5 protein-coding genes are annotated in these 26355 nt (G+C 64.9%); all 5 read right to left on the minus strand.

Features of this window, described 5'->3' with window-relative positions; all coding sequences use genetic code 11:
• Nucleotides 1-99: 99 nt before the first annotated feature.
• The 5 genes from Q8X48_RS19425 to Q8X48_RS19445 all read right to left on the minus strand — a co-directional run bounded on the left by Q8X48_RS19425 (nt 100) and on the right by Q8X48_RS19445 (nt 26344).
• Complete coding sequence (locus Q8X48_RS19425) at nt 100-11907, minus strand: amino acid adenylation domain-containing protein (RefSeq protein ID WP_407801223.1); 11808 nt, start codon at nt 11905-11907, stop codon at nt 100-102.
• Complete coding sequence (locus tag Q8X48_RS19430; RefSeq protein WP_407801222.1) at nt 11904-15002, minus strand: non-ribosomal peptide synthetase; 3099 nt, start codon at nt 15000-15002, stop codon at nt 11904-11906. The genes Q8X48_RS19425 and Q8X48_RS19430 overlap by 4 nt, the downstream gene beginning before the upstream one ends.
• A gap of 11 nt (nt 15003-15013) precedes the next feature.
• Complete coding sequence (locus tag Q8X48_RS19435; RefSeq protein ID WP_218503933.1) at nt 15014-16072, minus strand: TauD/TfdA family dioxygenase; 1059 nt, start codon at nt 16070-16072, stop codon at nt 15014-15016.
• A 52-nt stretch (nt 16073-16124) separates the two neighbouring features.
• Nucleotides 16125-25358 (minus strand): amino acid adenylation domain-containing protein, encoded by a 9234-nt coding sequence (locus Q8X48_RS19440; protein ID WP_407801221.1) that lies wholly within the window; start codon nt 25356-25358, stop codon nt 16125-16127.
• 251 nt (nt 25359-25609) lie between these two features.
• Nucleotides 25610-26344, minus strand: coding sequence for a thioesterase II family protein (locus Q8X48_RS19445; RefSeq protein ID WP_407801220.1), 735 nt, complete (start codon nt 26342-26344; stop codon nt 25610-25612).
• Nucleotides 26345-26355 lie beyond the last annotated feature (11 nt).

The following is a 26355-nucleotide window of genomic DNA, read 5'->3' on the forward strand; positions in this document are numbered from 1 at the left end:
TGCTGCGCAGCCGAACGGGGGCAAGCCCCCTCGCCACAGGCAAGCCCCAAATCACAGGCAAACCCCAAATCACAGGCAAGCCCTCCACAAGTGATCAGCTTAGATCTGCGGCACCACCTCCCGGCCAAGCAGCGCCACCACGGCGTCCAGGCACTCTTCCTGCTGCAGGATATCGAAGTGCCCGGCCGTCACCGTTTGCACCTGGCGCAGCCGCGGTTGCTGGCGTTCGAGCGTGGCGCGTTCGGCCGTCGGGTTGCCATCGGCCCACCAGCAATGCAGCCCGGCTTGCGGAATCGGCAGGGTTTCAACCTGCCGCGACAGCGCCTTCAATCGCGTGCTGACCATGAACGTCTGGGCCAGCTCATCGGCACCGAGCAGTGCATAACCGCTAGCCTGATCGCTTTGGCTGTCGATCACCGCGCGAATGATCCGCGCCACGGCATCGTGGTCCCCCGCCGACTCGGTACTCAACGTCCGGGCGATCACCTCGCCATCCATGCCCAGGGTTGCACCGAGGAACCCGGTCAGATCCACTCGCCACTCATCTGCACTGGCAACGGCATTGGCCTGGGTCGGTACAAAGCTGTCCACCAGACCGACGAACGCCACGCGCTGGCCCTGCTGTTCGAACAGCTCACTCACCAGCAATGCCAACGCCCCGCCCAGCGACCAGCCCAGCACGTGGTACGGCCCCTGGGGTTGTCTGGCGCGGATCGCCTCGACGTAGTCGGCGGCCATCTGCGCTAGCGAGGTGTCGTGCCACTGCCGGTCGAGCAGCATCCGGCATTGCACGCCGTACACCGTGCGCTCACCGTTCAGGCGCCGGGCCAACGGCTCGTAGTCGAACACCGTGCCGAAACCGGCGTGCAGGCAGAACAGTGCCGGCTGATCCGCCACCTGCTGATTGAGCAGCAACAGCGGTTGCGGGCTCTGGCGCACGGGTTGCTCATCGACACCGGACAACCCGGCAATCGTCGGCTTGGCCATCATGTCGCGCAGCTTGATCTGGAAATCCGGCTCGTTCAGCGCACGCACTTTCGAGATCACCTTGAGGGTGCGCAGCGAATCACCGCCCAGTTCGAAGAAATTGTCGGTGATGCCGACCTTCTCGATGCCCAGCACCTGTTGCCAGATGTCCGCCAGCGCCCATTCCAGCGGCGTGCGCGGGGCCACGTAGTCGCGGCCGCTGAAGGCCGGATCCGGCAGGGCCTTGCGGTCGAGCTTGCCGTTGGGCGTCAGCGGGAAGCGCGGCAGCACCACGACCTGCGTCGGCACCATGTAGTCGGGCAGACTTTCGCGCAATGCTGCCTGGCAACGCGGGCCGAGGCCATCGTCTTGTGCCGCCACCACATAGCCCACCAGTTGCGGCCCCTGGCCGTTGTCCCGCACGACCACCAGCGCATCGTTGACCCCGGCCTGCTCGCGCAAGCGGGCTTCGATTTCGCCCAGTTCGATGCGGAAGCCACGCACCTTGACCTGATGGTCGATGCGCCCGACGTAGTCGAACACGCCATCCTCGCGACGGCGCACCAGGTCACCGGTGCGGTACAGGCGCCCGCCTTCAGGGCTGAACGGATCGGCGACGAAGCGCTCGGCGCTCTGCCACGGATGACGATGGTAGCCGCGCGCGACACCCCGTCCGCCGATGTACAGCTCACCGACCATGCCCACCGGCAGCGGGTTGAGGTCCATGTCCAGCACGTGCAGGCTGCGGCTGCCGACGCGTTGGCCAATCGGTGCGTACATCGCCTGGCAATGGCCGTCGGCAGCGATCTTCCACAGCAGCGGCGTGACCACGGTTTCGGTAGGGCCGTAGCCGTTGACCAGATATTGCGGCTTGAGTGTGTGCTTGACCCGCTCGAACGTGGCGTCCGGCACCGCATCGCCACCGAAGCAGTAGATGCGTACCGGCGGCGGATCACCGCCCTGCAGTTCGGCGTGCTCGGCCAGTTGCAGCAGGTACGCCGGAGGGAAGCAGGCGACGCTGATGCACTGGCGGTGCAACACGGCCAGGGTCTGTTCGGCGGTCCACAGATTGTTGTCACGTATGACCAAGGTCGAGCCGCTGATCAGCGCGGTGATCCAGCGTTCATGGGCGCCATCGAAGGCGAACGACATGAAGTGCAGTTCGCGGTTGCCCGGGTCCATTTCGTACAGCTCGGCGATGGCCTGTACGTGCATGCTCAGGGGGCCGTGGGCGACCGCGACGCTCTTCGGTTTGCCAGTCGAACCGGAAGTGTAGATCAGGTAGGCCAGTTGCTCGGCGTGCACAGCACGTTGCGGTGCCGACACCTCGACGTCGAGGTTCAATCGGTCCACCGCGACCATCGCCGTGCCCGGATTCAACTGCGCTGTGTCGCACAGCCGTTCCTGGGTCAGCAGCAGGCGCATGTCGCTGTCGGCCATCATGTAGCGCAGGCGTTCCTGGGGGTATTGCGGGTCCAGCGGCACGTAGGCGGCGCCGCATTTCATCACCGCCAGCAGCGACACCACCAGCTCCAGCGAACGCTCCATGAACACGCCGATCACGTCTTCGGCCTGCACGCCTTGTTCCAGCAGATGCACCGCCAACGCATCGGAGCGCCGGTCCAGCTCGGCGTAGCTCAGGTGCTCGGCGTCGCGCTCGGCATAACTGAGCACCAGCGCCGTGTGATCCGGTTGCAGTCGCGCACGCTGACGGATCAGCTCGTGCACCGGTGTCTCGTCACCGTCCGCCACCACCGGCCGTTCGCCGTCCAGCGCCCGGCCTTCGTCCAGGGTCAGCAGGCCCAGCTCGCCGACGGCACGCCCGGCGTCGTCGCACAGGCGCTGCATCAGGCTTTCCATGTGGCTGCGCAGGCTTTCGACGGTCGCCAGATCGAACTGGTCGCGCTGGTGCATGTACTCGATGCGCAGCCCCTCGTCGAGGCTGACCATCAGGTCCATGGCGAAGCTGGTCAGGCCGTAGTCGGACACGTCTTCGAAGCGCAGCGAGTCGCCGTTCCATTCGCGCAGGGTACGGTCCACCGGCTGGTTTTCGAAGACGATGATGCTGTCGAACAACGACTGCCCGCCCTGCCCGGCCCAGCGCTGGATATCGCTCAGCGGGGTTTGCTGGAAGTCGCGGATGTCGAGGTTGTAGGCCTGGATTTCACGCAGCCAGTCACCGACGCGGGCCTCGGTCGGCACGCTGTTGACCACCGGCAAGGTGTTGATGAACAGCCCGAGCATGTTCTCCGAGCCGTTGAGGGTTTCCGGGCGCCCGGACACGGTGGCGCCGAACGTCACCGTGCGCTGGCCGGTGTAGCGCTGCAACAGCAGCAACCACGCGGCTTGCACCAGGGTGTTGAGCGTCACCTGCTGTTGCTGGGCAAACGCCTGCAAACGCGCAGTCTGCCCGGCACTCAGGTGCGTGTAGATCGCGTGGTAACCCGCTTGCGGCGCCTTGACCGGCACGGCGCGGGCCAAGTGCGTGGAGCCTTCGAGGTTGGCGAGTTTGCCTTTCCAGAACGCCTCGCTGGCCTCGGCGACTTGCTGGCCGAGCCAGTCGATGTAGTCGCGATAGGCGGCCACCGGCTCGTGCTCATCGCCGCTGTAATGGCGCAGCACTTCACCGATCAGGCGCGACACGCTCCAGCCGTCCATGAGGATGTGGTGGTAGGTCCAGATCAGGCGATAGCGGTCGTCTTCCAGACGCACCAGCAACAGGCGCAACAAGGGGGCGCGATTGAGCGAGAATCCGCGTTCGCGCTCCTCCAGGGCCAGTTGGCGGACGCGTTCAGGCTGATCATCCAGCCCGCGCCAGTCCAGCTCGGTCAGCAGCGCAGGCGCATCGCGCCGCACCACTTGCAGCGGCTCCTTATCGCCTTCCCAGAGAAATGCAGTGCGCAGAATCCCGTGACGCCGGGCAGCATCGGCCCAGGCTTCGCGGAAACGCGCGCCATCCACGCCGCGCACGCCCACTTCGATCTGGTTGACGTACAGCCCCGAATCGCCGTCCTGCACCGAGTGGAAGAGCATGCCTTGCTGCATCGGCGACAGCGGATAAACGTCCTCGACTTCGTCCGCTGTCAGTTCCAGCGCCTGATATTGCGCTTCACTCAGTTCGATTCTTGCTGCCGGTGCAACCACAGTCGGCACGGCTTGATCCGCCGCGACGGGTTGGGCGACCGTCGCCAGTTCGGCGAGGGTCGGATGGCTGAACACATGCTTGGGCGAAATGCTCAAGCCGGCCTTGCGTGCGCGGCTGACGGCCTGGATCGAGACGATGGAATCGCCGCCCAGTTCGAAGAAGTTGTCGTGCATGCCCACTTGCGGCACTTCGAACAACGCCTGCCACACCCCTTGCAACCTCGACTCCACGTCGTTGCGCGGCGCCACGTACTCGCGAACCTGCTGGTCCGGCTGCGGCAATGCGCGGCGGTCGAGCTTGCCGTTGGGTGTCACCGGCAACTGATCGAGCAACAGTATGTGGCTTGGCTGCATGTGCTCTGGCAGCGCGTTGCGCAGGTGTTGCTTGAGTGGCTCAAGGTCGGCATGACCGACGACGTAAGCCACCAATTGCCTGGACTTGCCGACATCCAGGGCAATCACCACGGCTTCGCGCACCTGTGGATGCTCCAGCAGGCAGGCTTCGATTTCCCCCAGTTCGATGCGCAAGCCGCGGATCTTCACTTGATGGTCGATGCGGCCGACGTATTCGATCACGCCGCCTTCGCGGTAGCGCGCCAGATCGCCGGTGCGATACAGGCGTTCGCCCTGCTCACCGAACGGGCTGGCGACGAAGCGCTCGGCGGTCAGGTCCGCACGGTTGTGGTAACCACGGGCAAGGCCGATGCCGCCCAGGTACAGCTCGCCCACACACCCCTGCACCTGCGGTTGCAGGCTGTCGTCGAGGATGTAGGTCACCAGGTTGGCAATCGGATAACCGATCGGCACGCTGAACCCACCGTCATCGACACAGGTCCAGTGGGTTACGTCGATCGCCGCTTCGGTCGGGCCGTACAGGTTGTACAGGCCGACGTCCGGCAGGACGCGGAACAGGCTGTGCTGCAAGTCTGCCGACAAGGCTTCGCCGCTGCACATGATCTGCCGCAGGCTGGCGCAACGCTCGAAACCTTCGCCCTGGACAAACGCCTGCAACATCGACGGCACGAAATGCAGGGTGCTGACCTGGTATTGCTCGATCAGGCTGACCAGTTGCGCCGGATCGCGATGGGCACCCGGTTCGGCCACGGCCAGCCGTGCGCCGGTCATCAGCGGCCAGAAGAACTCCCAGACCGACACGTCGAAACTGAACGGGGTTTTCTGCAAGACGGTGTCGCGCCCGTCCAGCGGATAGGCGTCCTGCATCCACGCCAGGCGGTTGTACAAGGCATCGTGACGGTTGGCCGCGCCCTTGGGTTTGCCGGTGGAGCCGGAGGTGTAGATCATGTAGGCCAGCGATTGCAGCTCGACTACGCAGGGCAGGTTTTCCTCGCTCAGCCCTTCGAGCAGCGGCGCCATGTCGTCCAGGCAGATCGCCGTGGTGGCGGCCGGAATCGGCAACTGCTCAAGCAGATGCCGCTGGGTCAGCAGCAGGTGCACGCCACTGTCGTCGAACATGTGTTCCAGGCGTTCGCGCGGGTAGTCCGGGTCCAGCGGCACGTAGGCGCCACCGGCCTTCATGATCGCCAGCAAGCCGATCACCAGTTCCAGCGAGCGCTCGGCAGCGATGCCCACCAACACTTCGGCGCCAACACCCTGGCGGCGCAACAGGTGCGCCAGTCGGTTGGCCTGTTGGTTGAGCTGGCGATAACTCAGGGTCCGGCCGGCAAACACCAGGGCCCGGGCCTCCGGGGTCTGCAGCACCTGGGCTTCGAAGCACTGGTAGACCGGGCGCACATCCGCCCAGTCCTGCTCCGTGCGGTTGAAGCCTTCGACTTGCTGCGCCGTTTGCACGGCATCGAGCAGGCTCAAGCGCCCCAATGGCTGCTGCGGCGCGCAGACCATGGCATCAAGCAAGGCAACCAGCCGCGAACTCAAACCTTCGATAGCCTCGGCGCTGAACAGCGCCGTGTCGTAGTTGAAACGCAGGTCCAGGCATTCGCCCAGCTCGGCAGCAATGGCCAGCGGGAAACTGGTCTGGTCGTGGTGACCGATGCCGGAGAATTTCAGCACGCTGCTGTTACCCTCCTCCAACGCTTGCGACACCGGGTAGTTTTCGAACACCAGCAGGGTGTCGAACAGCGCCTCGCCGGAGTGACCGGCCCAGCGCTGCACGTCCGCCAGCGGCGTGTACTCGACTTCGCGCAACCGGAGATTGAGCGCCTGGACTTCATCGATCCATTGGCTGACCGTGCGCTCGGGGTGCGGTGTGGCGATCACCGGCAAGGTGTTGATGAACAACCCGATCTGCTGCTCGATGCCTTGCAGTTCACTCGGACGCCCCGACACCGTGGCGCCGAACGCCACCGTCGACTGGCCGGTATAGCGCTGCAATATCAACAGCCAGGCGGCTTGCAGCAGGGTGTTGGGCGTGACGCGGGCCTGACGGGCGAACCCGCTCAGGCGCTCGGTGGCCGCGCGGTCCAGGTTGAGGTTCAGCGTGCGATGACCGCTGCCCTGCCCTGCAACCGGCCCCGGCAAGGCGCCGGCCAAACGGGTCGGCTCGGTGAAGGCGTGCAATTGCTCCAGCCAGAACGCCTCGCACGCAGCGCGGTCACGGGTGCCCAGCCAGCCCATGTAATCCCGATAACGACCGACGTTCGGCGCGGGCATGATTCCGGAATACCGTTGCAGCACTTCGCCGAACAACTGCGAGGTGCTCCAGCCGTCCAGCAGGATGTGGTGGTTGGTGAAGATCAGGTGATGGCTGTCATTGGCAGTCTGCACCAGGGTCAGGCGCAGCAGCGGTGCCGCCGTCAGGTCGAAACCGCGCAGGCGATCGTCCTCGGCCAGTCGCTCCAGCGCGTGCGACAGATCAGGCCGGTCGCTCCAGTCGAGCAGGGTCATCGGCAGCCTGGCTTCGGCCAGGATCACTTGCAGCGGCCGAGAGCCATTGCTTTCGCTGAAGAACGCCGCGCGCAGTACTTCATGGCGCGCCAGCGTCTGCTGCCAGGCATTGCGGAACGACTCGACGTCCAGCCCCTGTACATCCACGCGCATCTGCGGCACGTAGGCACCGGCATCCGGGGCGAACAGGCTGTGGAACAACATGCCTTGCTGCATCGGCGACAGCGGCAGGATGTCTTCGATGCGGCTGGCCGCCAGCGGCAAGGCGTCGAGTTGCGCCTGATCGACGCGCACCAGAGGTACGTCGCTCGGGGTCAAGCCACCGGCACCGCTCAGACAATGTTCGATCAGCCGTTGCAACTCCATGGCATAGGCATCGGCCAGGTGCTGTACGGTTTGCGCTTTGAACAGGTCGCTACTGAAGGTCCAGCTCAAGCGCAGTTGGCCAGCGTAGACCTGGCCGTTGATGCTCAGGCCCCGGTCCAGCCCGGCCGAGGCGCCCTGTTCGGCACCGCCGCTTTCCTTCGCCGGACGCCACGGCGCCTGCTCGTCGAAGCTGGCGTCGAACTGGCCCATGTAGTTGAAGGTGACCTGGGGTGATGGCAGAGCCTCAAGGCCAACGTCGGCCAGATAGCGCAGGATGCCGAAGCCGATGCCTTTGTCGGGCACGGCGCGCAGCTGTTCCTTGACCGCCTTAATGCTCGCGGCCAGGTCGTCGGCCGGGGTGAGCTTGACCGGGAAAATCGAGGTGAACCAGCCCAGGGTGCGAGTCAGGTCGATGTCGTCGAACAGGTCTTCACGGCCGTGGCCTTCCAGTTTGACCAGGGTCGAGGATTGACCGGTCCATTGGCCCAGTACCCGCGCCAGTGCCGTCAGCAACAGGTCGTTGACCTGGGTGCGGTAAGCCGCCGGGGCCTCTTGCAGCAGTTGGCGGGTCAAGGTGCTGTCGAGCACGGTTTCCACGCTGATGGCGTGCTGGCTGGCCAGGCTGCCTTGCGGGTTGTCCGCCGGCAGTTGCACCGCAACGTCCTGGTATTGGGCTTGCCAGTAGGCGGCTTGCTGCGCCAGCGCCGGGCTTTGCGCATGCCGTTGCAAACGTGCGGCCCAGGCCTGATAGGCGCTGGTCTTGGCCGGCAGGCGCAGCGGCTCGGCCCGACGTGCCTGAGCGTAAGCGGCTTGCAGGTCTTCGAGCAGCAGACGCCAGGAAACGCCATCCACCGCCAAGTGATGCACCACCAGCAACAGGCGCTGGCCTGCCGTGCCCATGTCCACCAGCAAAGCACGCAGCAGCGGGCCGTCCTGCAAATTCAGGCTCGCCTGTGCGGCGTTGCACAAGTCGAGCAACTCATCGGCGTTCGCCGCCTCGCGCTGCCACAGCACATCAGCGCTGCTCCACTGCTCGGCTTGTGCCTGTTGCCAGACACCATCGACCTGAAGCAAACGCAGGCGCAATGCGTCGTGATGTTCCAGCAACGCCGCCAGCCCCTGTTGCAGGCAGCCGCTGTCCAGCGGCTCGCGCAGTTCCAGCAATACCGACTGGTTCCAGTGATGACGGGCCTCGATGTGTTGTTCAAAGAACCAGTGCTGGATAGGCGTCAGCAACACGTCACCGCGCACCGGCCCCTGATCGATGACCAGCCCGGCGCTGCGCACAGCGACCTTCGCCAGGCTCTGCACGGTCTGGTGCTGGAACAGGTCGCGCGGGGTGATGCGAATCCCGGCCTGACGCGCGCGGCTGACCACCTGGATGGAGATGATCGAGTCGCCGCCCAGCTCGAAGAAGTTGTCATCGATGCCTACGCGCTCGAGCTTGAGCACGTCTTGCCAGATCGCCGCCAACTCGGTCTGCATGTCATCCATTGGCGCGGTGTACGCCTGTTGCGCCAAGGCCGCATCAGGCTTGGGCAATGCGTTGCGATCCAGCTTGCCGTTGCTGGTCAGCGGCCAGTGATCAAGTCTGATCAGGTGCGCCGGCACCATGTAGTCCGGCAAACCGCCCTGCAAATGTTCGCGTAGGGACTGGCGCAAATCCTTGTCGTCGTTGGTCGCGGTGAACCACGCCACCAGTTGCTGGCTGCCGTTGACCTGCGGTGCCAGGACCAGCGCCTGCTCGATGGCCGGGTGGCTTTGCAGTCGGTCCTGGATTTCCCCCAGTTCGATGCGAAAGCCACGGATCTTCACTTGATGGTCGATACGCCCGGCGTACTCGATGCTGCCATCGGCGCAATAACGCGCCAGATCGCCGGTGCGATACAGGCGTGCGCCCGGCTCAGCGGCGAACAGGTCCGGCACAAAGCGCGTGGCGGTCAGGTCGGCACGCTGGTGATAACCACGGGCCAGGCCGGCACCGCCGACGTACAGCTCACCGACGCAGCCCTTGGCCACCGGGTTCAGGCGCGGGTCGAGCACGTACCAGCGCAGGTCGGCGATCGGCTCGCCCAGCGGCGAGCTGTTGGCGCCATCGAGGTCGGCGCGGGACAGCGGGCGGTAGGTCACGTGCACCGTGGTTTCGGTGATGCCGTACATGTTGATCAGCAACGGCTGCCGGTCATCGAAAGCGTCGTACCACGGCCGCAGGCTGGCCACGTCCAGCGCCTCGCCACCGAACACCACGTAACGCAGGGCCATGCCTGGCGCGTTGGCGCAGGCGAACGGCATCAACTGGCGGAAGGCCGAGGGGGTCTGGTTGAGTACCGTGACACCTTCATCACTGAGCAAGCGGGCGAAGTCTTCCGGGGAGCGGCTGACCGCGTGCGGCACCACCACCAGCTTGCCGCCGTAGAACAGCGCGCCAAAGATTTCCCATACGGAAAAGTCGAAGGCATAGGAGTGGAACAGGCTCCAGACGTCGTCCGCATTGAAACCGAACCAGTGCCCGGTGGCGCTGAACAGGCGGGTCAGGTTGCTGTGGGGCAGCAGCGTGCCCTTGGGTTTGCCGGTGGAACCGGAGGTGTAGATGACGTAGGCCAGGTTCGCGGCAACGGTCAGGTTCGGCAGGTTGTCGGCGCTAGCCTCATCGAGCCAGTCGCTGGCGTGATCGAGGCAGATCACTTCAATGCCTTCGTTCAACGGCAGGCGCGGCATCAGCGCCGAATCGGTCAGCAACAGGCGTGTGCCGCTGTCGGCGAGCATGTAGGCCAGGCGATCCTGCGGGTAATCCGGGTCCAGCGGCACATAGGCGCCACCGGCCTTGAGGATCGCCAGCAGGCTGACGATCATCTCCAGCGAGCGCTCCAGGGCGATGCCCACCAACACGTCCGGGCCGACCCCGCGTTCGCGCAGACGATGGGCAATGCGGTTGGCGCGGCTGTTCAGTTCGGCGTAAGTGAGGGTGATGCCCTCGCAGGTCACGGCAATGTTGTGCGGGTGCGCGGCGGCCCTGGCTTCAATCAGTTGATGGGCACACAGGGCATTCGCGGCTTCAGCCGCGTTGATTTCGGCGCTGCGATTCCAGTCCAGCAAGGTGGCCTGCTGTTCGGCAGCGTCGAGCATGCTCAGGTCGGCCAAGGCCACACCGGCATCGGTGCAGATGGCCTGCAACAGGTTCAGCCAGTGCCGGCCGAGACGCTCGATGGTCGCGGCGTCGAACAGTTCGGTGGCGTAGACGAACGACGCGTGGATGCCCTCGTTGCTTTCGACGGTGTCGAGCATCAGGTCGAACTTGGTGGTCTTTTCCTCCCAGATCAGCGGTTCGACGCTCAGGCCCGGCAAGTCCCAGCGTTGCGGGTCGCCACTGTCGCGCTGGTGGTTGAACATCACCTGGAACAGCGGCGTGTGGCTCAGGCTGCGCTCCACGCCCAGGCCATCGACCAGTTGCTCGAACGGCAGGTCCTGATGGGCCTGCGCGCCGAGTGCCGCGGCCTTGACCTCGGCCAGCAATTGCACAAACGGCTGGTCGGCCCGGGGCTGGCTGCGCAGCACCTGGGTGTTGACGAAAAAGCCCAGCAGGTTTTCCACGTCCTGGCGGGTGCGGTTGGCAATCGGCACGCCGACGCGAATGTCCTGTTCGCCACTGTAGCGATGCAACAGCGTCTGCAACGCTGCCATCAGTAGCATGAACAATGTGCAGCCTTCGCGGCGGGCCAGTTCGCGCAGTTGAGCGGTCAACGCAGCGGGGATTTTCAGCTCGACGCTGGCGCCCTGCTGGCTCGGAATCGCCGGGCGACGGCGGTCGGTCGGCAGGTTCAGCGGTGGATGCTCGTTGCCCAGCTGTTCGCGCCAGTAATCGAGCTGACGCTCGGCCTCGCCGGCCTCCAGCCACAGGCGCTGCCAGCGGGCGAAGTCGGCGTATTGAATGCCCGGTTCCGCTAGCTGCACGGCCTGCCCGGAACTCAATTGCCCGTAGACCCGGGTGAATTCCTGCAACAGGATCGGCAGCGAGCCACCATCGGTGACGATGTGATGGAAGGTCAGCACCAGCACATGTTGCCGGGCATCGAGGCGGATCAAGCGGCAGCGCATCAACGGGCCGTGCTGCAGGTCGAACGGCTGCCCGGCGTTGAGGGCGATCTGGCGTTGCAGTTCGATGTCGTCGACGGCACTGACCTCGACCAGCGGGGTGTCCATCTGCGGATGGATGTGCTGCAGCACTTGCTGTTCGTCGAAGACGAACGTGGTGCGCAACACCTCATGACGTTGCACCAGTGTCGCCAGGGTCTGCGCCAATGCATCGCGGTTCAGCTCGCCATTGAGGCGGAAGGCACCGGTCAGGTTGTAGGCCGTCGCCTGGGGCTGCATCTGCCAGAGGAACCACAAGCGCTGCTGCGCGTAAGACGCCGGCAGCGTGTCGACGGCGCGGTCCCGTGGCGGGATCGGCAGCAATTCCAGGGTCAGCCCCTGAGCGTGCATCTTTTGTTGCAACGCACGCCGGGCGTCCGCGCTCAAGCCGCAGAAACGCTGGGCCAGGGTCATCATTCTGTCCGGTGCAGCACTCATCGCGCGTGTTCCTCATCCACTTCGTCGAACAACGCTTCGAGGGCGTCTACATCGTTGTCTTTGTGTTCACTTTGCTGGCGGAACTGCTCGATCTGTGCCGCCAGGCGTTCCAGGGTGTCACCGTCGAAAAACAGCTTGAGCGGGATCGCCAGGTTCAGTTCGTCCTGAATCCGCGCGCGAATGCGCGTGGCCAGCAGCGAGTGCCCGCCGAGTTCGAAGAAGCTGTCGTGCACGCCGACGCGCTCGACGTGCAGCGCTTCGGCCCAGATCGCCGCCAGGTTTTTTTCCAGGTCGTTGCGCGGCGCGACGAAGGCGCTGCGGCGCACATCGAGATCGAGCAAGGCCTGGCGATTGAGCTTGCCGTTGGGCATCAGCGGGAAACGCTCCAGTACCTGCAAGCGCGCCGGCTGCATGTGCTCGGGCAGCGCCTGCCCCAGATGGCTGCGCAATTCGTTGAGGCGGATGTCGGCGGTGTCCGCCGGGGATACCACGAAGCCCAGCAGTTGCGAGCCGGTCGGGGTTTCCCGAGCGATGACGACGGCGTCCTCGATGCCCGGTGCGCTGCGCATGGCCGCTTCGATTTCGCCCAGCTCGATACGGAAGCCGCGGATTTTCACCTGGTGATCGACCCGGCCCAGATACTCCAGCACGCCATCGGCGCGATAGCGCGCCAGGTCACCGGTGCGGTACATGCGTTGGCCCGACGCGTTCGCGAACAGGTCGGGGACAAAACGTTCGGCCGTCAGCGTGGCACGCTGCAAGTAACCCCGGGCAATGCCGGCACCGCCGACGTAGAGTTCACCTTCGACACCCACGGCCACCGGTTGCAGGTCCGGGCCGAGCACGTGAATGCGCATGCCGGCAATCGGCTGGCCGATCGGAATGCTGTCGGCGTCCTGACCGACCGGAAGCTCCCAGGCCGAGCACCACACGGTGCCTTCGGTCGGGCCGTACTCGTTGACCAGTGCCACCCCCGGCAATGCCTCGCGATGTCGCTGCACCAGGGCGTTGCTGCAGGCTTCGCCGGCAACGATGACGCAGGCCAGGGTCTGTTGATCGAGGTGTTCGAGAATCTGTGCGTGATAGGACGGCAGAGTCAGGTAGTGGGAAATCTCTTCGCGCTGGATCAGCGCCGCCAGTTGCGCCGGATCCTTGTAGCTGTCCTCGTCCGGCAGGCACAGGGTCGCGCCCTGCCCCAGCACCCAGAACACCCCGGCCACCGAGCTGTCGAATGAGAACGATGAGAGCATCAGGAACGCGCGTAGCGGCTGGCGATAAAACCCCGTGCGCGCCAGGGTCGAGGCCACGGCGTTGGCATGGCTGATCATCACGCCCTTGGGTTTGCCGGTGGAGCCGGAGGTGTAGATGACGTAGGCCAGGTTGGCGCTGTCGCCCTGAGGCGCAGGTTCGGTTTGTGCGGCGGCCCAGACCTCGGCCCCGGGCATCAGGGACATTATCCGCTCATGACGCAATGCGTCCGGCAGCGGCTGGCAGGCCAGCACCTGGCGCGCGCCGGTATCGGCGAGCATGAACGCCAGGCGCTCGATCGGGTAGTTCGGGTCCAGCGGCAAGTACGCAGCGCCGGCCTTGAGCGTACCCAACAAGGCAATGACGATTTCCAGCGAGCGCTGGCCGTAGACCGCCACGATTTCATCCGCCGCCACGCCTTGGGCACGCAAGGTATTGGCCACCTGGTTGGCGCGCGCATCCAGCTCGGCATAGGTCAGGCGCTGACCGTTGATACTCAGGGCGATGCGTTGCGGATGCAGGCGCGCCTGTTCGCTGAACAGCTCTTGCAGGAAACGGCACGGCAAGGCCTGGCCGGTGGCGTTCGGGTTGAAGCCCTCGATCAGGCGGGTTCGCTGTGCAGCATTGACCAGACTCGCCTGAGCCAGGGTCAGCTCGGGCGATGCCAACAATTGACGGCTGAACTCGACAAATTGCTCCAGCCATTCGGCCAGCATCGACTCCGGCAGCGCACCGTCGAGACACGACAGCTGCAACTGCTCGCCCCGGACACGCAGGCGCAGGACTTCGGGGTTGGCGTCGTCTACCTCGATACCGGCTTCGATGGCGGCTTGATAGACGAAGCCGTAACGCAGCGGCGCGGCGCCTTCGGCGCTCAGTTCGAACTCGTTGAGGCAGTCGAGCCAGGACAGCGACTGCTCAACGCTGGCCGCAAAGGTGGCCAAGGCTTGCGCCAGCGTCTGCTGGCTACGGTGCTCGAAGGCCACCGGCAGACGCCGGGCGAAACGGCCGAGGGTGGCGGCGGTCTGCTCGTTGCGACCGTCCACCTGCCAGCCCATCAACAGTTTTTCCTGCTGGCCGATGCGTGCAACGAACGCGGTCCACAGCAACAGCGCCAATTGCTCCGGCTCAACGCCCGCTTCGACAGCAGCCCGTTGCACGCCAGCCAACCACGGGGCGTCAATCAAGGTGGCCTGACGACGAACCAAGGTGACATCGAGCGCTTTTTCGAAGGGCAAGCGGTGGGCCACGGCGAACTGCTGTTGCAGGTTGCGCCAGAACGCGGCGCCCTGGTGGCCGATGTCTTCTTCGCGCAGCGCTTGCTGCCAGGCGCTGTAGTCCAGGTATTGCAGCGCGTCCTCGTCTTCGACCAGGGGTTCGCCGCGCAACAGACTGGCGAGTTCAGCCGACAGCACCCGCAGCGAGGCCTGGTCGAAGCTGCACGCCGGGGTCAGCAGAGTGACGATGGATTGCCCTGCTTCACCCTCGACCTGTGCCACCACCAGCACTTGATTCGAATCTTCAACCAGGACTTCACGGCTGCGGCTCAAGGCCTCGGCCACCGAAGGCTGGTCGCCCAGCACTATCAGTGGCAGCGCTTCGCACAGGCTCTGCACCGGCCACTTCATGCCCGGCAAGCGGCGGTACACCGTGCGCAGGGTTTCGTGACGCTGGCCCAGTGTCTCCAGCGCCGCCCGTAACGCCCGGGCATCCACCGGCCTGGCGACCGGCAATGTCAGGGCGGCGAACAGCGGCTGAGCACCCAGTTCCTGGACGCGCAAATAAAAGGCCTGCTGGGCCGAAGTCTGGAAGACGTCTACCGAAGGTTCGAGGGCGGTGGTGTTCATGTCGGGTGTCCTTATTCCTGATCCAGGTCGGCGCTTTTCTGCGCGATGGCCATGGCCGTGAGGATTTTTCTGTAGCCGGTGAATTCGTTGCGCGCATGCACGCTGAGGATGTTGTCGAGCAGGACCACGTCGCCCTTCTCCCAGGCGAACTCGACCATCACCTCACGGTAGATGCCTTGCAGGTGGCGGATCACGTCGTCGGGAATCGGCGAGCCGTCGCCGAAGAAGGTGTTCTGCGGCAGGTCTTGCGGGCCGAACTCACGCAGCAGGTTGTCGCGGATGCTGTCCGGCAGGGTCAGCGCGTTGAAGAAGGTGCCGTGGTTGAACCAGATGCGCTCGCCGGTCAGCGGGTGGCGCACGATGGCCGGACCGTTCTGCCGGGTGCGCAGGCGGTTGCCGGACTTCCACTCGGCCTGGATGCCGATTTTGGCGCAGTAGGCTTCGACCTCGGCGCGGTCCTCGCTCTGGAACACGGTCTGCCACGGCAGCCCCATGCCGTCGCCGTAGTTGCGCACGTACATGATGCGTTTACGGGCAAATTCTTCGCGCACCGCCGGGTCGATCCGCGCGAGGATCCGGCGGGTATCGCCGAAGGGTGTTTCGCCGCCGGTGGCCGACGGGGTGTCGCAGTAGAAATACAGGTGACGCGGGAACACCGGCGAATACGAGTGTTCGTTGTGCGGGAAGATTTTCTCCGGCGCCGGGTAATCGGTGGAGCTGTAGATCTTGAACTGACCGGTGATCTGGGTGCGTGGCGAGGCGCGGAACAGGTACTCCAGCGCGCCGCCGGAAATCGCATCGACGCAGCGGTTGAACTCGCCGATATCGGCCACCTGGAAGCCACGGAACAGGATCACCGCATGTTCCAGCAGCTTGCTTTCGATCAGCGCGCGATTCTGGCTCGCCCATTCCACCAGGTTCACGCCTGACACGGCCGGACGACACACCAGCGGCATGCTGTGGCCTTCGAACATCGGCGCAAAACTCACCAGCCGCGTCGGATCGGTGGACAGGCTTTTGCGGGCACCACGACCCATCTTGGGAATGGACTTGGTCGTTGAAACGGTCATAAACCCCTCCAGAAAATGTTGACGGCGGCGCTAAAGGACGCCGTCGCCTGAATCAGTCCGCTGCGGTTGGCGCTGTCGACGCGCCCCGGTTCGCCGAGCGGCGCTTGATCGCCATGGCACCGCCGAGCAGGGCCTTGCGTTGCTCGTTCAAGCGCGCATCGGCACGGCGCTGGACATCGCTGGCCAGGTTCAGCAACTCACCGACCTGCAATGGCTCAGCGCCTACCAAGGCCTCGAGCACCGCCCGGATCTGTTCGAACAGACATTCCAGCGTGCTCGGCAGGTACTGGCCGGCCGGTGTCTCGAAGCTCAGGTGGATGTGCTGCGCGTCGTTGTAGAACGCAGCGACCATGCCGATCTCGGCGGCCTGACGCCCGGAGGGGAAATCCTCCACGTGCAACCCATCCATCGAGGGCAAGCGAGCGACGCCTTCCTGGTAAATCAGCTTGATGTCGAACAGCGGCGAACGGCCAGCCCGGCGCGGCAAGCGCAAGGCTTCCACCAGGCGCTCGAACGGCAGGTCCTGATGGTCCGAAGCCTCCAGCACCGCCCGGCGACAGGCCTCCAGCAACTGCGCTGCCGGCTGCCCGGCATCGACTTCCACTTGCAGTACTAGTTGGTTAACGAAGAAGCCGACCATTTCTTCAAGCTCGGCTTGATTTCGGTTGGCGATATCGGTGCCGATGCGCACCCGACCGACCTCGGTACGCTGGCGCAACACCAGGGTGAAACCGGCCAGCAGCAGCATGAACAACGACAGATCACGCTGCTGGGCAAAGTCGCGCAACTGCTGGCTGAGTTCGGCACTGAAGGTGAAGTGCGCGCTGGCACCTTCTTGCGCCGTGCGCCGGTCGCCATCGGCGGGCAACTCCAGCACCGCTTGCGGCTCGGCGAGGCGCTGTTGCCAGTAGTCGAGCTGGCGTTGCAACTCGCCGCCCTGCTCCAGCCACTGGCGCTGCCATTTGGCGAAGTCGGCGTACTGCACGCTGTGCGCCGGCAGTTGCGGGGTCTGGCCACGGTTGAGGGTTGGATAGAGCGTGACGAATTCATTGATCAGCACGCGGAACGACCAGTCATCGGCAACGATGTGATGCACCGTCAGCAACAGCACATGCTGGTCATCCGCGACCCGCAGCACCCGCACCCGCAGCAACGGGCCGTGGCGCAGGTCGAATGGCCTTGCGACTTCCTCGCGGGCCAGGTGTTGCGCCTCGACGTCCGGCGCCGGCAGATGCCGCAGGTCGCCGGCCTCGAAGCTCAACGGCATTTGCCCGTGTACCCGCTGCCAGGTCTGGCCGTCTTCTTCGTAGAAGGTGGTGCGCAACACCGCGTGGCGCTGCACCAGGGTTTCGAAGGTCTGGCGCAGGGCGTCGAGGTTCACCTCGCCGCGCAGGCGCAAGGCACCCGGCATGTTGTACATCGAGCTGTCCGGCTCCAGGTTCCACAGGAACCACAAGCGCTGCTGGGCAAAGGACAGCGGCTGGCGTTCGCCAGAGGTGTCCGCCACCAGCGCCGGGCGTTCACAGCGGTGTTGCAGTGTCTGTACCTGTGCGGCGAAATCCTCAAGGCGCGGGTGTTCGAACAGGCTGCGCAGGCTCACCGACAGGCCCATGCGCTGGCGGATCTGCGAGACGATTTGCGTCGCCAGCAAGGAGTGCCCGCCCAATTCGAAGAAGCTGTTCTCGCGGTCGACGCGACTGACCTGCAGCACCTGCTGCCAGATCTGCGCCAGCTGGATTTCCAGAGCCCCCTGTGGTGCGCTACCGGTTGCGGCCTCCCAGACTGGCGGGGCCGGCAACGCGGCGCGGTCGAGTTTGCCGTTGCGGTTGAGCGGCAACGCGGCCAGCAGCACCAGTTGCGTCGGCAGCATGTAGTCCGGCAGGCGCTCGCCCAAGGAGCGGCGCACGGTGTCGGTGAGTTGCCGCGCATCGGCGTCCAGCTGTTCACCCGAGGCTGGCACCACATAACCGATCAACTGCTTGCCGCCGACGCCTTCGTGCACCAGCACTGCGGCTTCGCTGATCATCGGCAGGCCTTGCAGGTGCGCCTCCAGCTCACCCAGTTCGACGCGGAATCCGCGAATTTTCACCTGATGGTCGATACGCCCCAGGTATTCCAGTGCGCCGTCCTCGCGATAGCGCGCCAGGTCGCCGCTGCGGTACAGCCGTGCCCCCGGCGTGGCGGAAAACGGATCGGCAATGAAACGCTCGGCGCTCAAACCCGGACGCTGGTGATAACGCTGGGCGAGTCCCGCATCACCGCCGATGCACAACTCGCCGACGCAACCGGTCGGCAGCAGGTGGCCTTCGCTGTCCAGCACGTACAACGAACGCCCCGGCAGCGCGCGGCCAATCGGCACGCCAAGGGGGTTGCGGGTATCGGCCAGGGTGCATTCGTGGGTACTGGAAACGACCGTGGCTTCGGTCGGCCCATAGGTATTGAGCAGGCGCACATCGCCCAGACCGGCGGCATGCCACAACTTCAGGCCTTCCAGCGACATGGCCTCGCCCCCGACGTGGACCTGACGCAAGCGCCCTTTCTCACGCTGCGGTTGCGCAGCCCACTCTTGGGCCAGCAAGAACCAGTAGGCGGCCGGCAGGTCGGCCAGGGTCACGCCGTGCGCGATGATCTGCCGATAAAGGGTGTCGGTGTCCCATAACTCATCGCCGCGCATCACCAGCGCCGCGCCCACGCACAGTGGCGGGTAGCACTGCTCGACAAAACCGTCGAAGCTGAAGGTGGCGAATTGCAGCACACGGTCTTGCGCCGTGAGTTGTGAATAGTCCGCCGCGATCACGCAAAACTCGCGCAGCGCGGCGTGGGCCAGGCACACGCCTTTCGGGCGTCCGGTGGAACCGGAGGTGTAGATCAGGTAGGCGAGGTCTTCGGCGCTGGCGAGGTTTTCCGGGTTTTCGGTGGAGTAACCGTCAACGCCCGACTCCAGCGCCAGTCGCGGCAAACCTTGCGGCAGCGCTACATCGGTGAGCAAGCCCGGTTGCGCCAGCAGCAGATCCATGCCGCTGTCTTCGATCATGTAGGCCAGACGCTCGGCCGGGTAGTCCGGATCGAGCGGTACATAACCGGCGCCGGACTTGAGGATGGCCATCAGGCTGACGATCATCTGCGCATTGCGCCGCACCGACAGGCCGACCCGCTGCCCCGGTGCCACACCCAGGGCGCGCAGGCGATGGGCGAGCTGGTTGGCTTGCGCATTGAGCTGGGCGTAGGTCAGGCACTCGTCGCCGACCATCACCGCCAGTGCATCGGGCGTGCGTGCCGCCTGTTGCTCGAAACGCTGATGGGCCAGCAACGGGCTGTCGATTTGCGGCGCAGGCGGACGGGAATACGCCAACACTTTTGCTTGGGCCTTGGGGTCCAGCAAGCTGACCGCGCCCAATGCCTGCTGTGGCTGTGCGACGAACTGCTCCAGCACCTGCAACAGGCTGGCGCCCAACTGGCTGATCTGTGCAGCGCTGAACCGGCTGCGGTCGAAGCTGAAATCCAGACGCAGGGTGGCGCCGACTTCGATGCCGAGGGTCAGCGGGTAGCTGGTGATTTCGTGATTGCGCAGCGCACCGAAGGTCAGACCCGCCGGCGCCCCTTGCTTGAGGGCTTCGGCCACCGGGAAGTTCTCGAACACCAGCAAGCTGTCGAACAGCGCCCCCTGTTGCCCGGCCCAGCCCTGAATGTCGTACAGCGGCACATGTTCGAACTCGCGCAGGCTCAGGTTCAGCGCTTGCAGGTGGTTGAGCCAGTGGGCCACCGACTGCCCTGCCGGCGGCGCGGCAATGATCGGCATGGTGTTGATGAACAGCCCCAATTGCTGCTCGATGCCCGGCAGCGGCGCGGAGCGTCCGGCCATGGTGGCGCCGAACGCCACGCAGGATTGGCCGGTGTAGCGCTGCAACAGCAGACCCCAGGCGCCTTGCAGCAAGGTGTTGAGGGTGATTTTCTGTTGGCGGGCGAAATCGCCCAGGCGCTGTAGTGCGGCACTCTCAAGGGTCAATTGATGCTCGCCCATGCCGCGCCCTTCGACCGGTGTCGGCAAGGCTTGCGCCAGCAGCGTCGGCGTTTCCAGTGGCGCCAGCGCTTGCTTCCAGAACTGCTCGGCGGCCAGCAGCGGCTGCTGTTGAATCCAGCCCAGATAATCGCGGTATTGCCCCAACGGCCTGGCCAGCGTCTGCCCGGCATACTGCTGGATCACTTCGCCGAGCAACTGCGCGTTGCTCCAGCCATCCATGAGGATGTGATGGCTGGTGTAGATCAGGTGCCAGTCTTCAGTGTCGCGGCGCACCAGCATCAGGCGGAACAACGGCGCGGCGCTGAGTTCGAAGCCGCGACTGCGCTCCTCGGCGGCCAGTGCATCCAAGTCGAGGTCGGTCGCTTCGATCACTTGCAGTTGCAGGTCGATCTGGCGATGAATCACCTGATGCGCGCACTCAAGCCCCAGCCAGTGGAAGCTGCTGCGCAGGATGTCGTGTCGGTTGATCGCCGCCTGCCAGGCCCGGCCGAATGCCGCCAGTTCCAGTCCCTGGATGTCCAGGCGCAATTGATTGATGTAGGCCTCGGCCTGGGGCTCGTACAGGGTGTGGAACAGCATGCCCTGCTGCATCGGCGTCAGCGGGTAAACGTCCTCAATGGCCGGTGCCGGGACAGGCAAGGCATCGAGTTGCGCCTGGGTGATGCGCGCCAGCGGGAAGTCCGACGGCGTGACCTGGCCTGGCCTTGTCGCGCAGCAATGCTCGATCAGTGCCTTGAGTTCTTCGGTGTAGGCATCGGCCAGTTGCTGCACCGTGGATTCGGCGAACATGTCGCGACTGAAACCCCATTGCAGCGAGAGCTGCCCGCCATACACCTGGCCTTCCACGGTCAGCCAGTTGGCCAGCGGTGCATCGTCGCCCTGGGCCTGACCAGCGCTTTCCGTGGCCGGGACGAACAGCGCAGCCTCATCGAACTGACGGTCGAACTGCCCCAGGTAGTTGAAGGTGATGCGTGGCGCCGGCAGGTCTTGCAGAAGCTGGCGCTGCGCCGGTTCGCCGAGATAGCGCAGCAGCCCATAACCCAGGCCTTTGCCGGGAATCGCGCGCAGCTGTTCCTTGATCGATTTGATCGAATTCGCCGCCCCGGCCTCGGGTTGCAGGCGCACGGGAAACAGGCTGGTGAACCAGCCGACGGTGCGGCTCAGGTCGAGGTCGTCGCCCAGGTCTTCGCGGCCGTGGCCTTCTAGCTGGATCAGCGTCGAGCCCTGCCCGCTCCAGCGGCAGATGACCCGCGCCAACGCCGTGAGCAACAGGTCATTGACCTGGGTGCGATAGGCCGCCGGTGCCTGTTGCAACAATTGGCGGGTCAGTTCGGCATCCAGTGTCGATTCGATCTTGTGCCCGTGGCGCTGCTGCAAGCTGCCCTGCGGATGCTCACACGGCAGGTCCCGGGCATCCGCCAGTTGCGCCTGCCAGTACGGCATTTGCCCAGACAAGGTGCCGGCATGCTGTTGCAGGTGCGCGGCCCAGGCTTGATAAGCGCTGGTTTTCTCGGGCAGCGCCACTTGCCGGTAAGCCTGCTGCAAGTCTTCGAGCAACACCCGCCACGACACGCCGTCCACCGCCAGGTGATGAACCACCAGCAGCAGGCGCTGGCTGCCATCGTCGAGGTTGACCAGCAAGGCGCGCAGTAGCGGCCCGTTGGCCAGATCGAGGCTGCGTTGCGCTTCATCGCACAACGCGGTCAGGGCTTCGGCCGAAGACGCCTGACGCAGCCACAATCCAGCGGATTCGACCTGCGGCCCATGGTGTTGCAGCCAGCCTTGGGCACCGTCGATGAAACGCAGGCGCAAGGCGTCATGATGATGGATGACGGCCACCAAGGCCCGCTCCAACGCTTGCGGATCCAGCGCTTCCCGGGGCGTCAGCAGCAGCGACTGGTTCCAGTGCTGACGCAGGGCAATGGCCTGTTCGAAGAAGTAATGCTGCGCCGGGGTCAGGATCACCTCGCCACTGACCGGTCCTTGATCGATGCGGCTGCGGCTGTCGAACGTCGCGACCAATGCCAGGCTGCGCACGGTCTGGTACTGGAACAGATCCCGCGGACTGAGACGGATGCCGGCCTGACGGGCGCGGCTGACCACCTGGATGGAAATGATCGAGTCGCCGCCGAGCTCGAAGAAATTGTCTTCAAGGCCCACAGGTTGCGTGCCCAATACGTCCTGCCAGATCTGCGCCAGCGTGGTCTGCATGGCATCCTGCGGTGCGACGAACGCCTGCTGCGGCGCGGCGTCCGGTGGCGGCAAGGCCTTGCGGTCGAGCTTGCCGTTGGCAGTCACCGGCAAGGCATCCAGCGGCATCAGGTAGGTGGGCACCATGTATTCCGGCAGGCTGCCGAGCAGCCAGGCCTTGAGGGTTTGCGGCCATTGCACATCGGCGTCGGCGTTTTCCAGCACCAGATACGCCACCAGATGCTTGCCGCCCTGCACCAGCACCACGGCCTCGCGCACCAGGTCATGCTGCATCAGGCGGGTTTCGATCTCCCCCAGTTCGATGCGCAGGCCGCGCAATTTGACTTGATGGTCGAGGCGCCCGAGGTATTCGATCACGCCATCGGCGCGCTGCCGCACGCGGTCACCGGTGCGGTACAAGCGCGCACCGTCGTGGAACGGACACGGCACGAAGCGCTCGGCGGTGAGCGCCGGCCGCCGGTGATAACTGCGCGCCAGCCCGGCGCCGCCGAGGTACAGCTCCCCCGCCACGCCGGCCGGAACCGGAAGCAATTGCGCATCCAGCACATGGGTGCGCAGGTTGGCGATGGGCCGGCCGATGGGCACGCTGTCGGCACCTTCGTCGACGCAGGTCCAGTGGGTCACGTCGATGGCCGCCTCGGTCGGGCCGTAAAGGTTGTACAACCCGGCGCCCGGCAGCTTTTTGAACACCTGCAATTGCGCATCCAGCGGCAAGGCTTCGCCACTGCAAGCAATGCGTTTGAGGCCGGTGCAAGCCTCGACGCCCGGCTCGTGGATGAACGCCTGGAGCATCGACGGCACAAAGTGCAGCGTACTGATGCCGTGGTCAGCGATGAGGCGGATCAACTGCGCCGGTTCCCGATGTGCGCCCGGCGGCGCCACCACCAGACGCGCGCCGGTCATCAGCGGCCAGAAAAACTCCCAGACCGACACGTCAAAACTGAACGGGGTTTTCTGCAGTACCGAATCGCTGCCATCGAGCCCGTAGGCCTGCTGCATCCAGCACAAGCGGTTGACCAGCGCCGCGTGACTGTTGCCGGCGCCTTTGGGCTTACCGGTGGAGCCGGAGGTGTAGATCACATAGGCCAGGTTCAACGGATGCACCTCGACCTGCGGGCAGGCGTCGCTGTAGCCGTCGAGCCAATCTTGCGGCTGGTCCAGGGCGATGACCTTGACGCCGTCGGTGGGCAGCCCGCCGAGCAGGTTGCCTTGCGTGAGCAGCAGGCCAATCGCGCTGTCGTCGATCATGTAGGCCAGACGTTCGGCCGGGTACTCCGGGTCCAGCGGTACGTAGGCACCCCCGGCCTTGTGAATGGCCAACAGGCCTATGACCATGTCCAGCGAACGCTCGACGCAGATCCCCACCAGTACATCCAGGCCAACGCCCAGCTCGCGCAGGTAATTGGCCAGTCGGTTGGTGCGGGCATCGAGTTGCGCGTAGCTCAACTGGCGCTCGCCAAACACCAGCGCCGTTGCCTCGGGCGTGCGTCGGGCCTGGGCCTGGATCAGCTGATGCATGCACTGCTCGACGGGATAGACCTCGGCGGTGCGGTTCCAGTCCTGCACCAGCACCTGTTGCTCATCGGCGCTCAGCATCGGCAACTCACCGATTTTTTGCGTCGAGTCGTCGACTAATGCCTGTAACAGACGCGTCCAGTGCCGGGCCATGCGTGCGATGGTGTCGCCGTCGAACAGATCGTTGGCATAGGTCAGCGCGGCGTGCAGCTTGCCGCCCTTCTCCCAGGTGTCGAGGGTGAGGTCGAACTGGGTGGTGCGGCTTTGCCAGTCGATGCTACCCAGCACCAGGCCGGAGGCGGTGCTGACCGACGCCATGTCGGCCACGTGCGGCTGGTGGTTGTACATCACCTGGAACAACGGCGTGTGACTGAGGCTGCGCTCCAGTTTCAACGCTTCGACCAGACGCTCGAACGGCAGGTCCTGATGGGCCTGGGCGCCGAGGGCGGTTTCCTTGACGGCACGCAGCAGGTCGTCGACCCGCGTCTGGCCGTCCAGCTGGGTACGCAGCACCTGGGTGTTGACGAAGAAACCGATCAGGCCTTCGATTTCCCCACGGTTGCGGTTGGCGATGGGCACGCCGACGCGGATGTCGGTTTGCCCGGTGTAGCGATGCAGCAACGCGTTGAAGGCGCCGAGCAACAGCATGAACAGGGTGATGCTGTGCTTCTGCGCGGTACTGCGCAGTTGTTCGGCCAGTTGTGCTTCGACCGCGAATTCGTAGCGGGTGCCGCGATAGCTCGGCATGGCCGGGCGCGAATGATCCAGGGGCAATTCCAGCACCGGATGTTCATCGCCCAGTTGTGCCTGCCAGTACGCCAGTTGCCGCGCCTGCTCGCCCGCCTCCAGCCAGCGGCGCTGCCACAGGGCATAGTCGCTGTACTGGATCGGCAACGCTGCCAGCTGCGGTTGGGTGCCCGCATCGAAGGCGTCGTAGCAGCGGATGAATTCGTCGATCAGCACGTTCATCGACCAGCCGTCGGAGACGATGTGGTGCAGGGTCAGCAACAGCACGTGCTCAAGTTCTGCGAGCTTGAGCAAGGTGACCCGCAGCAGCGGGCCGGTCGACAAATCGAACGGCAGCATCGATTGCTGCTCGGCGGTGTGCGCCACGGCCCGTTCGCGTTCCTCGGCGGGCAGTGCGCTGAAATCCACTTGTTCGATCAGCAACGGCGCCGTGGCCGGCACTTGCTGCAAGCTGTCGTCGGCCTGACGTTGGAACACCGTACGCAGGGTTTCATGCCGCGCCACCAGGCTGGCGAACGCCTGCTCCAGCGCCGACAGGTTCAAGTGCCCGGTCAACCGCACTGCGCCCGGCAGGTTGTAGGCGCCGCTGTGCGGGTCCAACTGCCAGAGGAACCACATGCGTTGCTGGGCGTACGACAACGCCTGGCGATCCTCGGCCTCGATGCCGGCCGGGATCGGGAAACGGGCGAAGTCCACGCCCTCCTTGTGCAAGGCTGCAAGGAACATCTGGCGCTTTTCCAGGGGCAACCCGATAAACCGGCGAGCAAGTTTCAAGGAGTCTTCAGCATTCATCTATCGGCATCCGCATCAGTAGGCGCAAGGGCGCGTCGTGCCTATAAAACGAATGCAGGCGGGAAAAATTAGCGGATCAGGTAAAAGGCAAAACGCGGAAAAACAGGTTGATAAATACCCCTGTGGGAGCGGCGGTGCGACGATTCGACTTGCCCGCGAAGAGGGAGTGTCAGCAACATACTTATCGCTTGACACACCGCCTTCGCGGGCAAGCCCGCTCCCACAGGTTTTGTGGTGAATTCAGAATAGGATCAGCCCACAGCCATCAATCCATGCCGCCGATGATGCCCCTCAAGCTGGTCCTTGATCACCCGCAGCACCTTGGCCTCCTGCTCATGGATGAAGAAGTGCCCGCCGGCCAGCATGTCCACCGAGAAACTGCCGCGGGTTTCCTGGCTCCAGCCGATCAATTGCTCGGTGGTGGCGCGGTCGGCCTTGCCGCCGAGCACGTGCACCGGGCATTTGAGCGGCGGGCGCTGGATCGGTGCGAAACGCCCGCACAACAGGAAGTCCGCGCGCAGCACCGGCAGGGTCAGGCTCATCAACTCTTGATTGGCCAGGATCTCTTCGCTGGTGCCATTGAGGGTGCGCAATTGCTCGATCAGCTCGGCATCGGTTTTCGGCTGGGAAAAGCCGCGGTCGTAGTCGGCACGCAGGGTCGGCGCGGCAGTGCCCGAGGCGAACAGCGCGACCGGTTCCGGGCAACCCAGCGAGCGAAAGGCGTGGGCCATCTCGCAGGCCAGCAACGCCCCCATGCTATGGCCGAACAACGCATACGGCGCCTTGAGCGTGGCCTTCTGTTCGTGGGCCAGCTGCAGCGCCAGGCGGCGCATGTCGGTGTGCAGGGGCTCGCCATAGCGCGCGCCCCGCCCTGGCAATTCCACCGGTTGCAGCTTGAGCCACTCCGGCAGTTTGCGCCGCCAGCGGCTATAGACCATGGCACTCGCGCCCGAATAGGGCAGGCACAGCAATGTCAGCGGGGTCACCGGGATTTCCT

It is taken from the genome of Pseudomonas sp. QLc11A (genome assembly GCF_052112305.1).
Taxonomy (GTDB): Bacteria; Pseudomonadota; Gammaproteobacteria; order Pseudomonadales; family Pseudomonadaceae; genus Aquipseudomonas; species Aquipseudomonas laurylsulfatiphila.

What these genes read in the sequence shown, in the direction of transcription:
- Q8X48_RS19425 (WP_407801223.1), bottom strand. Translation starts at nt 11,907, where the DNA reads ATGAGTGCTGCACCGGACAGAATGATGACCCTGGCCCAGCGTTTCTGC.
- Q8X48_RS19430 (WP_407801222.1), bottom strand. Translation starts at nt 15,002, where the DNA reads ATGAACACCACCGCCCTCGAACCTTCGGTAGACGTCTTCCAGACTTCG.
- Q8X48_RS19435 (WP_218503933.1), bottom strand. Translation starts at nt 16,072, where the DNA reads ATGACCGTTTCAACGACCAAGTCCATTCCCAAGATGGGTCGTGGTGCC.
- Q8X48_RS19440 (WP_407801221.1), bottom strand. Translation starts at nt 25,358, where the DNA reads ATGAATGCTGAAGACTCCTTGAAACTTGCTCGCCGGTTTATCGGGTTG.